Source organism: Geomesophilobacter sediminis, from assembly GCF_016458275.1.
Taxonomy (GTDB): domain Bacteria; phylum Desulfobacterota; class Desulfuromonadia; order Geobacterales; family Geobacteraceae; genus Geomesophilobacter; species Geomesophilobacter sediminis.
Genome location: NZ_JAEMHM010000004.1, coordinates 163,526 through 180,709, shown reverse-complemented (window position 1 = coordinate 180,709; position 17,184 = coordinate 163,526). Strand labels below are relative to the sequence as shown.

Genomic DNA, 17,184 nt, shown 5'->3' with positions numbered 1-17,184 from the left:
ATGAAATAGGGGTGTGACCGTGATTCGTTCGTTGGCAGCAAGGCTTTTTCTGATGGGATGTCTGGCGTTTTTTCTGATGGGCAGTGTCCTTCCCGACAGCAAATACAAGACTCCCGTCGGCAACTCGAGATGGCGCATAGGAAGAACCGGCATCGTTGCCAATATTGATCTGAATGAAAACCTGTTTTCCGACATGCGCGGACTGAAAGAGAGGCGTTACAACTTTGCCTCCGGTTCCCAGGAAGAACTCCAGCGCATAGCCGGAGAGTTCCTGCAAGGTTATGTCGATCAAAAAGTCCAGGTTTGGCTCAACGGCAAGAAATGTCTCTTGAAGGTGGATCGGCTGGAGCGGCTCGACAACTCGATCTATACCATCTGGATCTCGATAGATGACATTCAGTTGAAGAGCACGAAAAACATCTTGAAGATCAATTACAACATGCTGTTCGAGGAAATAGACAATCAGCATTTAAACCAGGCCCTCTACTACTTTTCCAACGCGACCGGCGACGCACTGCGCAGGATGTTCGACTACAGCCCCGCAGTAGGGGAACACGATTTCATCGCATCTTCCAAGTCATGGGAGCTGTCCTTCGATGGGCGGGACGTCCCTGCTCTGGAAAAAACGCGGGTTTCGGGAAACGTTGCGGCTAAGGCGAAGTAGGGAGTCCCAAATAATGTCGGGAATAAAGTCAAAGCAAAGGGGTGCTGGCGTCATGTATTGGGCCAAGAGATTCTTCCTGTTGAGCTGCATGTTCATGCTCGTCCTGGCCGCTACTCCGGCGAACGCGCACAATATGCCGGTCGGCGGTTCGAAATGGTGCGCGGGCAAGAACGGCCTGTTGGCGAGCATCGATCTGAACGAGACCCTCTTTTCCGAATTACGGGGCATCAGGGAAAAGCAATACCACCTGGCCTCCGGATCGGAGAGCCAGCTACAGCAAATAGCAAAGGAGTTCGTCCAGCCGTACATCGACCAGGAGCTTTCGGTCACCATCAATGGGAAACCCCAGCCGGTCAGAGTGGAAAAACTGGTTCGAAACGACAACTCCACCTACACGATATGGCTGTCGGCAAGAAACGCTCTCTTTGATCGTCCGCAGAACACGCTGAAGATCGATTATCGGATGCTGTTCGAAGAAACGCGGAACATGCATATGAACCTGGCGTATTTCTACCGGACCGATGCAACCGGTGAGGCGCTGCAGAAGTTCCTCGATTACCACCCCGCCGATGGCGAACATGAGTTCAACGCCAACTCCAAGACCTGGGAGTTCACGGTACAAGGCCCGGCCGCGGCACCCGCAGTAAAGCCGGTTGCCGCCGCGGCGCAACCTGCGGTCAAATCGGACCTCGACGATCCCGGGGAAGGGCGCGTCCTGCTGAACGCCAACCATGCAGCCCGGAACGCCGGTCCGGTCGTCCCGGCCGGACCGGACCGTGAGGCCGTGACCAGTTGGGACGGCTCCAACGACTCCTCCGCGGAAAACCCTCACGCACCCCGGACGATGCCGGCTCCCGCTGTGCAGAGCCGTCCCGCCGTTGCCGCTGCGCCGGCTCCCCCGCTCTCCCGCACCCCGGCCGGCGCCGCGCCTGGACGGATCACCTCGCCCTGGTCCATCGCCGCCAGCTTCATCCCCCTGGGCATCGAGCACATACTGACCGGGTACGACCACATCGCCTTTCTGCTCGGGCTGATCGTCATCGGCCTGAGCGTACGGGAGGTGCTGAAGGTGATCACGGCTTTCACGTTGGCCCACAGTATCACCCTTCTTTTGGCCGCCCTGCAGGTGATCAGCCTCAATTCAAGATTCGTGGAGAGCGTCATCGCCATCTCCATCTGTTACATCGCTTTGGAAAACCTCTTCAAAAAGGAAGTGAAGTACCGCTGGGTGATCACCTTCTGCTTCGGGCTCATCCACGGTTTTGGGTTCGCGAGCGCCTTGCAGGAACTGATCGTAGGTAAACCCAATCTGGTGGTCTCGGTAATTAGTTTCAACCTCGGGGTGGAAGCGGGACAGTTGATGATTTTCTTCATCCTGCTCCCCGTGCTGTACCTGCTCAAGCAGAGGATCCATTTCCGCAGGATTACTGCCGCGGTCTCGGTCGCCATCCTGGTACTGGGCTTCACCTGGCTGATCGAGCGGCTGTTCGATCTCAAATTGATCTCGTCGTAAGTGGCCGTTCACCCGGTTTCCATTTGATAACTGCCGGTGAACCAGCATCTGATTTCGGGTTGCGGTAATCAAAATCCAAAGGGGGGAACACATCACCAGAAAGCATCGTCGGGAAGGAAGTGAAGAAGAGGTGAAGGAAATTCATTCAATGCAATCGACCAAAAAGGAGAGAGCTACACCATGAAAAGCACGTTACGTAACCTGGGATTGGCCGCTGCCTTTTCCCTCGTCGGCACCAGCGCCTTCGCAGGCGTCCTGAAAAAACCCTACTTGATGTACGAAATGCCCAATACCACGATGACCGTGCTCTGGCAGGATGACGGCGTCGAGACCACCAACGTGGTCAACTGGTACGCCGACGCGGCCATGACCCAGCTGGTCGGGACCAGCGGTCCGGTAGCGGAGGAGACCCGTCCGGGCACCGTGAACCAGCACTACTTCAAGATCACCGGCCTGCAGCCGAACACCAAATACTACTACCAGGTCTCCGACCCGACCAACGGTGTGTACGGCACCGGTTCGTTCACCACCGCGCCGGACGAGAGCACGACCCACGTCCGGTTCATCGGCCAGGGCGACTCCCGCTCCAACCCGGCCCTGTTCAACAACATCCTGAAGGCCATCTCCGGCTTCACCGCGATTCCCGGCAACGAGGAGTACCAGCGTCTCTCCATCCACAACGGTGACTGGGTCGCCACCGATGCCGAAGCGAACTGGACCAACGAATGGTTCAAGAACACCAACTTCGCCGCCCAGGCCTACACCGCGAACACCCCGATCGACGGCGTCAAGGGCAACCACGACAACTCCAGCGGCTACACCACCTATTTCACCAAGTACTTCCCCTTCCCGTATCCGGCCAAGACCCTTAAAGCCGGGACCACCTCGACCTACAACAACCTCTACTGGTCCATGGATTACGGCCCGGTTCACATCACCTTCATCGACTCCTACTCCTCCTACGCACCGGGTTCTCAGCAGTACAACTGGCTGGTGAACGACCTTGCCAGCACCACCAAACCCTGGAAGATCGTCAGCTGGCACGACTCCAGCTACTCCGCAGGTTCCGACGCCGACAACACCTCCATCCGGGCCCTCGAACCGCTCCTGGCCCAGTACAACGTCGACCTTACCTACCACGGTCACAGCCACAACTACGCCCGCACGGGCGCCTACACCGCCTCGCAGGCCAACGGCGACCAGATCGCGCTCGGGGTCCCGCACTACACCAGTGGCGGCGGCGGAGCCGGGCAGTATCAGCCGGACATGACCAACAACGGCAACTATCCGCACGTCATCACCGCCTGGCCGGCCAACGAGTTCATGACCTTCGACGTCAACGGAAACACCATGACCATGACCGCCTGGCAGGTCACCGGCGCGGCGTCCAATTCCACCGATTACCCGCTTTCCTCCGCCTTCCCCGGCAGCGACGGGAACTCCGGCAACCTCTACCTCGAGAAGATCGAGACCACCGTGCTCCATCACTTCAATGCCAACGTCACCCCGCAGGTGAACGTGACCACCACCGGCTTCCTCTTCAGCCGCGCCACCGGGCTCTACACCGCCAACCTGACCGTCAAGAACAACGGCCCGGCGCTTTCCGGAAATGTTCACGTCGTCCTGGACGGCATCCTCAACCTTCCGGGGCTCGGGACCCCGAGCAACATGTACAGCACCGTCACTCCGAAGCTGACCTCGATGATTGCCAACCGTCCGGCTTCCTCCAAGAACAACCCTGATCCCGGCCTGATCGCCACCCTGACCCTGACCAACCAGACCGGCTCCCACAATGGCGAGCCGATGATCAAGGTATCCTCCAACGGGATTCCGGCGGGCGGCTCGGTCACGGTGCCGATCACCTTCAAGAACCCGAGCAACATCAACATCACCTTCAACCCGATCGTGTTCCAGGAATAGGACCGGGCAACTTGCGTACTTACGGTGCAATTCATTGAATAGGAGAAGAAAAAAATGAACTTCCTCAAGATCAAGCTGCTCACCGTCGCGGCGCTTTTATGCGCCTCCACCTCGGCCTTCGCGTCCTACGAGATCGATTTCGACGTGAACACGACTTCGCTCGCCGCCACCGGCGGATACATCGACCTGCAGTACAACAACGGCCTGTCGGCCACCCTGGCCAACGCCTCGGTGCTCAACTTCAGCACCGACGGCGCCCTGGTGGGGTCCCCGATGACCGTGGGGTCGGTCACCGGCTCCCTCCCCACCACCGTCTCCTTCACCAACGCCGGCGGGATGAACGACTACTTCCACCAGATGACCTTCGGCAACAACGTCCACTTCCACCTCACGGTGGATCAGGTTGCCGGCAACAGCTTCGGACTCTCCTTCTACGGCGCCGACGGCCTCACCCCGCTTTTGACCTCCGATCCCAACGGGTATGCCGCCATCGCCGACATCACCGCCTCCGGCCTCAACCTGACCGTCAACAGCGCCCAGGTCGCCGCCTCCCAGACCCCGATCCCGGCTGCCGCCTGGCTTCTCGGCTCCGGCCTCATGGGCCTCGCCGGGATCCGCAGAAGGAAGAACGGGTAACCTTGGATGCACCGGCAACAAACCGCCGGCAGGGGAGACCCTGCCGGCGGTGCAGTATCTATCGGTAGCAGGAGAAGGGGGTAGGGCGGGCCAGGCTCAGAACAGTGGACGTTCAAAAAATTGCCCGGCTCGATAACAAAAGGAGAATCCATGAAACCATTCCATCTGAACCGCTCCAAGCGAAGGGTCGCTGCCGCGGTGCTCTCGGTCGCCCTGGCACTCCCCGCCTTGGCCGGGGCCGCGTCTCCCGATGTGGTGATCAGCCAGGTTTACGGCGGCGGGGGCAACTCCGGCGCCACCTACAAGAACGACTTCATCGAGCTTTTCAACCGCGGCCCGGTCCCGGTCAGCCTGAACGGCTGGTCGGTCCAGTATGCGTCCTCGACCGGCACCTCCTGGACCAACCGCACCAACCTCCCCAACGTGACCCTGCAGCCGGGGCAGTACTTCCTGGTTCAGGAAGCCGCCGGTACCGGCGGGACGGTCAACCTCCCCACGCCGGACGCCACCGGCACCATCAACCTGAGCGGCACCGCCGGTAAGGTGGCCCTGGTGAACAGCCAGACCGCGCTCGCCTGCGGCGCCAGCTGCGCCGGGACCGCCGGAGTGGTCGACTTCGTCGGCTTTGGCACCGGCACCACCAACTACGAGGGGACCGGACCGACCCCCGCTCTCTCCAACACGACCGCAGCGCTGCGCACCAGCAGCTGTGTCGATACCGACAACAACGCCGCCGACTTTTCCGCCGCCACCCCCAATCCCCGCAACACGGCTTCGCCCTTGGCCGCCTGCGTCACCCCGGTCAACGGCGCCTGCGGCACCGACAGCGGCGCGACCCTGGCGGCGCTTGCCCCGACCAACCTCTGCGCGGCCGGCACCCCTTCGGCAGTGACCGGGGTGGGGCACCCCTGGTCCTGGAGCTGCGCCGGGATAGCGGGAGGCAACAGCGCCACCTGCTCGGCGACCATCAAGAGCTACCTCTTGAGCTTCCAGACCGACGGCAACGGCACCCTCACCGGCAGCACCGCCCAGAACGTCGATTTCGGCGCCTACGCGACCCCGGTCTCGGCAAGCGGCAACGGCGGCTTCTCGCTGCAGAACTGGACCGGGACCAACGGTTTCGTGACCAGCACCGCGAACCCGCTCACCGTCGGACCGGTCTTTGCCACCCAGACCATCACCGCCAACTTCTCCGCCCTCCCGGTCAGCGGCGCCTGCGGCGCCGACAACGGACAGACCCTAGCCGCCAGCGCCCCGACCAGCCTCTGCTCCGTCGGCGTCGCCTCGGCGGTCTCCGGCAGCGGCCACCCCTGGAGCTGGAGCTGCGGCGGGCTCAACGGCGGTAACACCGCCGCCTGCTCGGCCCAGATCCAAAGCTACACGGTCACCTTCAGTGCGGGGAGCAACGGCTCGATCACCGGCGCCGCCTCCCAGACCGTCGATTACGACGGCGCCACCACCCCGGTCGAGGCGGTCCCCTCCGGGGCCAACATCTTCTCCAGCTGGACCGGCACCAACGGCTTCGGCACGGTGGCCGACAACCCGCTGGTGGTCAGCCACGTCACCAAGAACCTGGACCTCACCGCCAACTTCACCGGGCTGCTCACCATCTACCACGTCAACGACACCCATGCCCGGGTCACGCCGCACCAGATGCTGGTCCCGGGGCATTCCAACGATCCGGCCCGGTTCGAGACGGTGGGGGGGGCGGCGTATCTCGCCGGCAAGCTCCTGGAGGAAACCGCCGCCAACCCCGAGGCGCTGGTGATCGACGCCGGCGACATCTCCGAAGGGAACCCGATCGGCGACATGGGCGGCAACGGCTCCATGACCCAGTTCTACACGCTCCTCTCCGCCAAGCTCAAGGCCCAGCGCGGCCGTGGGATGGACGCGGTGGTGGTTGGTAACCACGACGTGCGCGACGTGAACTACATCGCCAACATGATGAGCCTCAAGAACACCGGGGTTCCCGTCATCTCGGCCAACGTCTGCGCCAAGGGGACCCAAACCCCGTACTTCGCCCCCTACACCATCGTCAACGTACACGGCAAGAAGGTCGGCCTCCTCGGGTACACCACCCAGGCCGCCGAGGTCGGCGCCTCGCTGGCCGACACCCTCGACATCGTCAACTGCGACTGGAACAGCACCGACGGCAGCAAGATCCACCTCGCCTCCTACGTCAACACCCTGCGCAACGTGGAGAAGTGCGACCTCGTGGTCCTGGTCGCCCACATCGGCCACAGCGCGCTTGTCGACCCGACCGCGCCGCTGCTTAAAGACGACGGCGCCGCCAAGCTCCCCGAGGTGGTGGTGACCGGTCACTGGCACACCTGGGCCGAATCGGGCGCCTGGCAGCCGGAGATGCTCAACTACAAGTCCATCTTCACCGAGGCCGGCAGCTACATGAAGTACCTGGGCGAGCTCAAGGTCACCGATAACGGCACCTTCGTGAGCGCCTACAACCACGTGATCCGTGACGCCGAAATCACCCCGGACCGCGACGTCCAGAAACTGATCGACAACCTGACCGCCCAGTACGACGCCCTGCATCCGGGACACCCCGCCAGCGAGGTGATCGGCTACACCGGCGACGACCTGATGCTCGACAACGTGATGAAGTGGTGGTCCGCCGACGAGTACCCCTGGAGCGGCAACAACACCGCCGGCCAGTGGATCTGCGACGCGGTCCGCTGGAAGGCGGAGCAGCTCTTCGGGCAGTGCGACCTCTCCATCGAGGCCGGTGGCGGCGTACGCGCCGACATCCCGGCGGGACCGGTCACCTACACCCAGATCTACGAGACCTTCCCGTGGAGCGACGATACCTTCACCCGGGTGAACATGACCGGCCAGGAGATCGTCAACTTCATCAAGATCAACAACATGGACGCCGGCTTCTCCTCCGCGCTTACCGTGAAGGCGGTCGACGGCGTACCGACCGAGGTCAAGTTCAACGGGCAGCCGATCGACCTCAACCACAGCTACACGGTTGCCATCAGCAACTACATGTACAACCATCCGGCGGCCAACTGGACCTGGTCCGACACCGCCCCGCTTACCTCCAACTACCTCTGCCGCGAGGGGATCGTCGATTTCATGCGTCAGTTCAGCGCCGGCAACCCCTACCGCGTGGGAGGGGCGCGCTACGACCTGAACACCGAGTACTCCGGCGGCTACCGCGCGGTGGTCACCATGATGAACGACAACGACTCCAAGACGACCTTCGAAGACGCTTTCGTCCGGTTTTTGAGCGCCAACCCGGAGACCCTGGCCCGCCGCGGCACCACCAAGGCCCCCAGCGATCTGGTAAACGCCGACGGTACCATCAACCCGGTCAACCGGCTCTCGGAGAACGAGCTGTACCGCTCCTTCCTCGGCTTCAAGACCGGCGCCCTCAAGCCCGGCGACATCATCGAGACCTGGGGCAAGGGGAGCAGCTACGGCGGTAACCCCGAGTTCGTCGACCAGGAGGGGATCTACGGCGACGGCGTCGAGTTCAAGGTCGTCGGTCACGACGACTCGCTGGCCAAACCGGTCTTCATCTCCTCCATCGGCCAGTTCTGGAACGACACCTACAAGAACCACTACGTGAAGTTCCTGGCCAAAAAATCCGGCGCCTCCTCGGTGACCGACCAGAACAATCAGACCATCACCGTCATGGATGCCACCGGGTACGCCTCCAAGACCCTCCCCGGGAACACCGGAGACGTGCTCCTCATCTCCGGGATCCCGACCATGGAGAGTTTCGGGCTGCGCTTCCGGTGCGACAACGCCGCGACCGTTGCCCTGCCGCTGCCGGCCAAGGCCGCCATCAGCTCTCATCTCGACCCGGTCCCGGCGGCGACCACCGCATCTTCTCTCACCCTGAACGCGACCGCCACCTCCACCGCGGGGATCGTCTACCTCGCCCCGGCCGCCGACGCCCAGGTGGCGAGCGGCGCCGCCAACTCCAACTACGGTGCGAGCAACAACCTCTACGTGCAAAGCGCCACCACCGCGCAGAGCAGCTTCGGCAACGAGCGCTCCTGGCTCAAGTTCGACCTCTCCGGCCTGGCCGGCGCCACGGTCACCGGCGCGACCCTGCAGCTTTGGAACTGGAAGAGCAGCGGTGCCGATCTTACCCTCGAGCTGCGCGGCGCCGACTCCAACTGGACCGAAAGCGGCCTCACCTGGAACAACCAGCCCGCACTCGGCTCCGTCATCTCCACCCCCACCATGGACTCGGGGAGCTCCAACCTCTGGTACAACTGGGACGTCACCTCCTTCGTCCAGGCAAACCTCGGCACCAACGCCTCCTTCGTCCTCAAGCCGCAGACCGAGAACGGGCCGCTGCTCTCCACCTTCGGCTTCGACGCCAAGGAGTACGGCAGCAACGCGCCGGTGCTCATGGTCACCACCCAGACACCTTCCGCCGGGGTGGCCAACGTGAAGTTCTTCTACCGCTACTCCGGTGACAACACTTCCTGGGGACCGTGGACCCTGATCGGCGCACCGGCCACCGCGGCCCCGTACAGCGTCAACTTCGACTACCCGGCCGGCTACGGTTACTACGAGTTCTACGCCGTCGCCACCGATAACGGCAACAACAGCGAGACCGCTCCGGCGGCGCCCCAGGCGGCCACCCACTACACCCCCACCCCCGCCTACTACCCCATCGTATCCATCACCGAGGGGCACGCGGTATTCGACGGTTCGGCCAAGAAGGTGAGCGTCGCCACCATCCCGGACGGGGTTGCCAGCGCGGTCACCTACAACGGCTCCGCCACCGAGCCCACCGGCGCCGGGGTCTACCAGGTCGCGGCCACGGCGAGCTTCGGCGGCAACACGGTGACCAACGACAGCACCCTGGTCATCGCCAAGGCGCCGGCATCGGTGAACCTTGAGAAAACGAGCTTCAACTACGACGGCACGCCGCACCCGGTCCTGGTCGACACGACCCCCGCCGGGCTTCCGGTCACCGTTACCTACAACGGTTCGGCCACCGCTCCGTCGGCGGTGGGAAGTTACGAGGTGTACGCGATGGTCAACGACCCCAACTACCACGGTGCGGCGCTGGGCACCCTGACCATCGCCAAGGCGGCTCCGCTCGACATCTCCGCATCGGTCAGCGTGACCTCCACCGGCTTTCTTTTCAGCCGGGCGACCGGGAAGTACACCGGGAGCATCATCGTCGGCAACACCAGCGCCGCCCCGATCGCCGGCAAGATCGACGTGGCGCTCAACAACCTGACCCCGGGGGTCACCCTGGCCAATGCCTCCGGTACCCTGAGCGGCGCCCCTTACGTCAGCCAGACTGCCGCCCTTAACCCGGGTGCGTCGATAACCATCCCGGTGCAGTTCACCAACCCCGCCAACGCGAAGATCACCTTCGTGCCGGTCACCTATCAGGAATAGGGGCGGGTACTTAACGGCGCCGGCAGGTTCTCTGCCGGCGCCTTCATTACCTCCCGGAACCGCCGGGATCCCAGCAGGAGTGTCCATGTCCAAAACCCTCGCCGCCGTCCTAGTGCTCGCCACTTTTTCTTTTACGCTCCCTGCATCGGCCGAGACGACGGTCCATTCGTCCATGGCGGGAAACGCCATCTGCGGCGAATACCTGAAAGCCCGCGCCGAAAGGCGCACCAACTCCTTTGAGCTATGGTTGAGTGGCTACCTCACCGGTCTGGCCACCTACGACAAGAGGGTCAACCGGCCGGAGAAGATGACCGCAGCTCTGGGTAATACCGGCACTCTTCTTCTCGACAGCTATTGCAAGATCCACCCGCTGGCCACCTTTCAGGAGGCGGCCCGGGAGATGGCGCGTACCGTTTGTTACGGGGACGCCCGGCGCAAAAACTGACGCTTTTTGGCAGAAATTTCATCCTGTTGTTGCGTCTTCGTTGCCTTGCCGGCGCATCATCTTCCGGCAGGAAAAGGTAAACAGGAGGTTTTGATGGAGAAACGGAGGTACGTTGCGGGGGAGCGCCAGCAGGGGAAGGTGCCGGGCGAGGGTCTACATCACGGTTCCGGCATTCATTTCAATCGAACGGAGGATGTGCAGGTGAACTGTCCTAAATGCAAGGCCAAGCTCGGAATGATGAAGGATCGGATTGTGGTGGGAACCGGTGCGGTGCATTGCATCCGCTGCTACATCTGCGGGTACTGGGTCCAATCGGAGCCGTCCTGAAAGCACCGGCGGGAGCGTACCGCCGGGGACGGAAAAGTGCGCAGAGGAAAAGGTTCGGGTCGTTGGCGGGGCGTTGCGGGGTCCTTTCAAAAGAGAACGTCTTCCTCTGCTTCCCTTGGGAAACTTTTCGGTGGGGCTTTACCCGAAAGAGGGGGGCGCGTTAGTGCGGGCCCCTCTTTTCGTTTCCACCATGCTTGCCAGGAGGAAGACACCGGTCATCCGGAAGAGAGTGCTGTGCATCGGGGTCAACCCCTCCACCAGGATCTCCGCGTTCTTGGTCTCGCGGATCTCCTTGAAGCAACGGAGGAGCAAGGTGAGCCCCATCGAATCGATCTTGCCGGCCCGGGTGAAGTCGAAGCGGACCGAAGATTGGCTTACGCGGGCCGGGAGATCCTTGAGCAGCCGCTCCGAGTGCCCGCCGATATTTCCTTCCAAAGCAAAATAGTCCTGTTGTATCCCGTCAGCTGCATCTCCATTCATGCTCCACCTCCGTGTGTTGCGGGTGCGACAAATCGAGGATGGCAATCTGCTCTCAGTGTCATTCAGCGCCGATGCGCTCAAGGGAGGAAATGACCGTTTGCGCCCCTATGTGCTGGGGTAGGGGCGATGTTGTCGCAAATTGTCCTTCTGGGGTCCGGTCTTTGTTGGGGAGCTACTATAGGCGAGAATTGTAAAAGTGGTGTGACATCCCAGCAAAGAATGTTGATGAAGAATGGCAAATGTAATCTGCCGCTCTGGGAAGGCTCCGCGCAGCTCCGGTGACTATTGGCAGAGTATAATGTTACATTCATGTGAAAATTGTTACAGAAGCTTGAAAATGTTTCCTGATTGTCATATGTATGAAGTGCAAGCATCAACGTGCAGGAGTGTGGTGGGGTATGGGCAGAAAACTGTCAAAGTCGCAACTTATGTCTTACTTCGCTTCTGATCCGGAAGTCATCGACATCGGAGAAAGCAAAGGTCGAGTTCTTCCGATAGTAAGAGCCTACGAAGACGATGCCACCAATTTCCACTTCTGGTGTTCTTACTGCGAATCCTGGCATAGATATGAGAAAGGAACTTTCCCGTATATATCCGGGCGAGGTGGCTTGGCCGGGCACCGGGCCACGATATGTCTCTCGAAGTCTCCCTTCCGGCAGACCGGAGTCATCCTGCATGTCGTCGGGCCTTGGAATCCCGAAAACATCCCCCCCAACTGTCAGATATAGCTTCCCTGCCCCGGCGTAAGACCGGCCCCTTCCTGGAAAAAACGCATGAATTCCTCCGGCGCTTGATCGGTTTACGCCGCATCGGAGTACACCGCTTTTGCGGCTTCGTGCCCATGAAGCTTGGCTTTTCCCGTTCAAGCGGCCCAGATGGCTTGGTTTGGTCCCGGGAATCTGCCTCTCAACGCGGTGGTCCCTATCACCTTGCCGGGACCTAAAGTTCACCCCACTTTAACTTGTCTTCGAGTCGGGATGCAGGTATCCTGGCACCGCAACTTCGCCCTTTACCTCATTTCTGCTTTTTCCCTTACCGTGGTGAACCCATGAGCGTTTGTATCCGATGCGGGACCTATTCCTCGTTCGACTCCAAAACGTGCGAACATGATCAAAACAATCGCAATGCTCCGGATCCATCGGCAGCGACGGTGGGATCGGCTCAGGCCACCCCGGAGTAAGGTCCTGCACAAAGGAGTCCGAGCCCCCGCCTCGCTCGCCCTCGATCGGCACCGGGTACCAGTACCGACTCACCCCTCTCGTCCACACAGGACTCTCCTCTGGCCCGCCCGACAGTCCCTCCTCAAACCGTATAATGCTCCGCCCTGCGCCAGCTTGGCGTAGAAGTGGCGTCATAAACCGCAAATCGACCACCTGCCTCTGGTTCCGGAAGATCGCAAGCCACAATTATTTTCCTCCGGTATCCCATCATCTACATAAAGCCATTTCGGTGTTTTTCCGATCTTTTGTTGACAAAAAGTGCGGCCGTAGACGATACTGCAGCGGTTTTGGTTTCCTAATCGTTGGGTGAAGAGGAGGGGTGACTCAGAAGGTGCGGAGCTTGATCGGCACCATCTTGTTCGTTTGCATCTTGGCCGGCTGCTCCTCCGTGCCCCAACGCCCCGCCGCGGTCAGGCCCCGCTGCAGCACGACGCGTCATTTCCGACTTCCCTCCGATCTGTTCCAGGGGATGTGGAACCCGCCCCCGGTTCCGTCGGAGACGGCCTGCGCGAAATCCACCACCCCTGCGCCGCCTCCCCCACCAACTACGTCTTTCCATACCCGAACCTGATGGGGAGACCGTCCGGCTGGTCGGGTAACGGACGAGAAATGCCTTCTCTACTCCGGATACCCTTTGCCCTGAACATGATGCCCAAAGTGAGATAAGCGCTGTATGCACGATTTCAACATCGACCAGTTCAAGTACCGGATCCGGCTCTTCGTCGAGCTCATCATCGTCGCCCTGTTCTGCTTTTCCGCCTGGAGCATCATCTCCGACCGCAAGGCGGCCCTCGTCACCGCCGAGCACAATGTGACCGGCTATGCCCGGGCCCTGGCCGAGCACAGCGAGAGCGCCTTCGCGGAATCCGACCGCGTGCTGCGCGATCTGTTGTACGACATGAAGCGGGAGTCCAAGGAGCGGGCTCTCGGCACCCAGGAGCTTTTCCTGGAACTGCGGCGCCAGGCGGCCGACTCGCCGCAGATCGGTGCACTCTTTCTGGTCGACAAGAACGGCACCATGTACAGCAACTCCAATGAGTTCCCCCCCCGGCCGATCTCGGTCGTGGACCGGGAGTATTTCCAGTTCTACCTGCACCACCCCGAGGCCGAGCTGACCATCAGCAAGCCGGTGATGAGCCGGCTGGTGAACCGCTGGCGTTTCAACCTGATGCGCCCGATGAGCCGCCCCGGGGAACCTTTCTCCGGCATTGCGGCGGTCGCCTTCGAGGTCGGTTACTTCCAGAGCTTCTTCACTTCGGCGAGTCTTGGGCCCAGCGGCCGGATCGCGCTGGTCCGAAACGACGGGGCTCCGCTGGTCTGCGAGCCGATGATCAAAAACGTCTTCGACGTTGACATGGGTAACTCGGTCCTGTTTCGCGACAAGCTTCCCGTCGCTCCCTCCGGCTCGTACCGGGTCGACCGGGGTGCTCTCGACGGCAAGGCCCGCATCGTCGCCTACCAAAGGCTCAAGCGTTTTCCCGTGGTCTCCCTGGTCTCGGTGAGTGAGGCGGAGGTCCTCGCGCCCTGGGAGCGCCGCGCCCTCCAGCAGCTCCTGCTTACCGTCGCGATATCGTTCATCCTGGGCTACCTCACCCGGCTCATCCTGCGCCATCTGGACCGGCTCAAATTCACCATTGCCCTGGTCGAGGGGCAGCAGGAGCAGCTCAAGGTCAAGGCGGCCTTGATGGAAGCGGCCAACGACGCCATCGTCCAGACCGAAACCACAGGGAAGCTCATCCAGTTCAATCCGGCGCTCTGCCAGATGACCGGTTTCAGCAACGAAGAGCTCTCCCGGATGAAGCTGCAGGATATCGTCACCGAGGAGTCCGCCCGCGAATTCGCCTTTGCCATGGATCTGCTCAAGGAGCGGGATTCGATCAGCTACGAATCCGCCTTCCAGACCAAGGAGGGGGGCTCCGTTCCGGTGGAGGTGCATTCCCTCAACATGACCTCCGACTCCCGCCCCCTGGTCCTGAACATCGCCCGTGACATCACTCAGCGCAAACAAAGCGAGCGTCGCGAACAGGACCGGCTCAAGATCCTCGAGGAGCTGGCCACCGGGGGCGGCCTGCCGGATCTCCTCAATGCCATCGTCCGCTTCGTCGAGCAGCAAAGCCCCGGCGCGCTTTGCTCGGTCCTGCTCTTTGACGAGGACAAGGGGCGCCTGCGCCATGGCGCGGCCCCAAGCCTCCCCGACTTCTACAACAAGGCCGTGGACGGCATCCTGATCGGCATGGGGGTCGGAAGTTGCGGCACCGCCGCCTTTTTGAAGAAAAGGGTGGTGGTCGAGGATGTCGTGGGACACCCGCACTGGAAGGGATTCCAGCCGGTTCTGGACGCCGGGCTGCGTGCCTGCTGGTCCGAGCCGATCCTGGCCTCCGACGGCAAGCTCATCGGCACCTTCGCCATCTACAACCGCGAGCCGAAGGCGCCCGGCCCCGAGGAGATCGCCCTCATCGAATCGGCGGCGCACCTGGCGAGCCTGGCCATCGAGCGGTCCCGGGGGGACGAAAACCGAAAGCGCTTGGAGGAGCAGCTCCTCCACGTCCAGAAGATCGATGCCATCGGGCAGCTCGCCGCCGGGGTGGCGCACGACTTCAACAATCTGCTGACGCCGATCCTGGTCTACGCCGGGCTGCTCAGAACGACGGTCACCGACGAGAAACAGATGAAAAAAGCCGATGGGATCGCCTCCGCCGCCCTCAAGGCGAAAGAACTGACCCAGAAGCTTTTGAGCTTCGGCCGCAAACAGATGCTGCACAAGGAGGTCCTCGACCTGAACGAAGTGGTTCGTTCCTTCGAGGAGATCATCACCCGGACCGTGCGCGAGAGCATCGTGGTCGATCTCGAGCTCAGCCCCGAGCCGCTGGAGGTCAACGCCGACCGGGGGCAGCTCGAACAGATCCTGTTGAACCTCGTGGTGAACGCCCAGGACGCGATCCGGGGCAACGGAACGGTCACCGTCCGCAGCGAACGCAAGGAGCTGGAAAAAGGGTTCGTCCGCCCCCGCCCCGGGCTCAAGGTCGGGACCTACTGCCACTTGAGCTTTTCCGACAACGGCTGCGGCATGGACGAGAACACCCTGCAGCACATCTTCGAGCCGTTTTTCACCACCAAGCCGGTCGGCGAGGGAACCGGCCTCGGTCTGGCCACCATCTACGGCATCGTGAAGCAGCACGAGGGGTACATCGAGGTACAAAGCCGGGTAGGGGAGGGGAGCACCTTCGATATCTACCTTCCGGCCGCCGCCGGTGCCGCGAAGCCGGCACCGGAACCGGCACCGGTGCGTCGTCGGGAAGGGGCGCAGGGGACCGTGCTGGTGGTCGAGGACAACGAAATGATCCGCGAGATGGCCGTGGAGCTTCTGGCGTCGGCGGGCTACCAGGTCCTGGTCGCGGAGCAACCGCTGCAGGCGATCGAGCTGGTTCATGAGACCCAAGAGCGGATCGATCTGCTGGTAACCGATGTGGTCATGCCGCAGATGAACGGGCCGGAACTCTACGCCACGCTGGTGCAGATTCGTCCGGAATTACCGGTGCTCTACATGTCGGGATATGCCGAAGATGTGGCGGCAGGCGACCAGATGAAGTGGTCTTCCGGCGATCTGCTGCGAAAGCCCTTTACTTCCGACACCTTCCTCGACTACGTCGGGCGCAAACTCGGTGCGCTGCCAGGTTGATCCCTGCTTCGGGACGTGGCGGCCGTTACCGCAGGGGCGCGGCATGCTGCGCCCGTCAAATCCTCAGACGCAGGATAGCCACCTCCGCCGACCATCCCTGGCGGGGGGTGCCCGCCTCGCCACGCTGATGCCGATAACAAAAGAGGCAGCCCAGGTTTTCCCGTGGCTGCCTCTTTTGTCGTTACCTGCTGCCGGGGCGATTACTTGTAGAACGCCACCGTTTCCGGGACCCGGCTGCCGGCCACCTCGGAGCTGCTGGCTACTTCAACCCCTCCCTTCTTGAGGGTCGCCTGGAACTCCGTCACCTTGCCGGCCTGGCTCATGGTTGCTGCGGAGTTGCCGTTTTTCACGTTCCAGTTGATGGCCATGGTGTCCAGGTAGGTCGATCCGCGGTAGTGGTCGATGACGTAGGTGACGACGTCGCCGCTTTTGCGTGCCTTGATCTGGAACCGCTCGCCGTTTTCGGCATACTGGAAATCCTTCTCGGTCGCGCCGATCGGGTTGGACCCGCTCCAGAACTCGATGGTATTGAAGACGATGAAGTCGACCAGTGCGGAGACCCCGTAGACCGGGACGATGATGAACACCCACGAGACGAGGCTGCGCAGGTATTTGTTCTGGACTTCGCCGTTGATGCGGTAGACCTTCCGGGTGAGGGCCATCTTGCCATAGCATCCCTGGAGTGACGTCAGGGCGACGGCCATTGCAAGTACTGCTGAGATGATGCGTTTCATAACTCCTCCTGTCATTGTAGGTACTCTGACGGCCATTATACCGCAGAGCCAGTGGTGAATGGCTGTATTTGTTCCTCGTGCGATGTCATTGGAATTTCTATGACTTACCAACTGCCAGCGCCTGTGCCATAAAAGAAGACCTTCAGGCCGGCCCTTTTGTACCAATGTCAGTGGT

The 17,184-nt window shown here is 61.7% G+C and carries 10 protein-coding genes; 8 read left to right on the top strand and 2 right to left on the bottom strand.

Going from position 1 to position 17,184, the window contains the following annotated elements; genetic code table 11:
- The first annotated feature begins 19 nt into the window (after positions 1-19).
- The 7 genes from JFN93_RS05900 (at position 20) to JFN93_RS05870 (ending at position 10,896) form a co-directional block, all read left to right on the top strand.
- Positions 20-664, top strand: a complete 645-nt coding sequence (locus JFN93_RS05900; protein WP_199383069.1) for a hypothetical protein — start codon at positions 20-22, stop codon at positions 662-664.
- Between the two features lie 52 nt (positions 665-716).
- Positions 717-2,177 (top strand): HupE/UreJ family protein, encoded by a 1,461-nt coding sequence (locus JFN93_RS05895; protein ID WP_199383068.1) that lies wholly within the window; start codon positions 717-719, stop codon positions 2,175-2,177.
- Between the two features lie 180 nt (positions 2,178-2,357).
- Positions 2,358-4,097 (top strand): metallophosphoesterase, encoded by a 1,740-nt coding sequence (locus JFN93_RS05890; RefSeq protein WP_199383067.1) that lies wholly within the window; start codon positions 2,358-2,360, stop codon positions 4,095-4,097.
- A gap of 54 nt (positions 4,098-4,151) precedes the next feature.
- Positions 4,152-4,733, top strand: coding sequence for an NF038129 family PEP-CTERM protein (locus tag JFN93_RS05885; RefSeq protein WP_199383066.1), 582 nt, complete (start codon positions 4,152-4,154; stop codon positions 4,731-4,733).
- 150 nt (positions 4,734-4,883) lie between these two features.
- On the top strand, positions 4,884-10,124 hold the full coding sequence (locus JFN93_RS05880; protein ID WP_199383065.1) for a CBM96 family carbohydrate-binding protein: 5,241 nt from the start codon (positions 4,884-4,886) through the stop codon (positions 10,122-10,124).
- 85 nt (positions 10,125-10,209) lie between these two features.
- Positions 10,210-10,569, top strand: coding sequence for a hypothetical protein (locus JFN93_RS05875; protein WP_236021547.1), 360 nt, complete (start codon positions 10,210-10,212; stop codon positions 10,567-10,569).
- Between the two features lie 93 nt (positions 10,570-10,662).
- Positions 10,663-10,896 (top strand): hypothetical protein, encoded by a 234-nt coding sequence (locus JFN93_RS05870; protein WP_199383238.1) that lies wholly within the window; start codon positions 10,663-10,665, stop codon positions 10,894-10,896.
- A 138-nt stretch (positions 10,897-11,034) separates the two neighbouring features.
- Here JFN93_RS05870 and JFN93_RS05865 read toward each other — a convergent pair whose 3' ends face one another.
- Positions 11,035-11,376 carry an STAS domain-containing protein gene (locus JFN93_RS05865; RefSeq protein ID WP_199383064.1) on the bottom strand — a complete coding sequence of 114 codons (342 nt, stop codon included), beginning with the start codon at positions 11,374-11,376 and terminating at the stop codon, positions 11,035-11,037.
- 1,893 nt (positions 11,377-13,269) lie between these two features.
- Here JFN93_RS05865 and JFN93_RS05860 point away from each other — a divergent pair.
- The gene (locus JFN93_RS05860) at positions 13,270-16,275 is read left to right on the top strand and encodes an ATP-binding protein (protein WP_199383063.1); all 3,006 of its coding nucleotides are present in this window, start codon (positions 13,270-13,272) and stop codon (positions 16,273-16,275) included.
- 200 nt (positions 16,276-16,475) lie between these two features.
- Here JFN93_RS05860 and JFN93_RS05855 read toward each other — a convergent pair whose 3' ends face one another.
- Positions 16,476-17,009 carry a DUF3332 domain-containing protein gene (locus JFN93_RS05855; protein ID WP_199383062.1) on the bottom strand — a complete coding sequence of 178 codons (534 nt, stop codon included), beginning with the start codon at positions 17,007-17,009 and terminating at the stop codon, positions 16,476-16,478.
- Between the last annotated feature and the right edge of the window lie 175 nt (positions 17,010-17,184).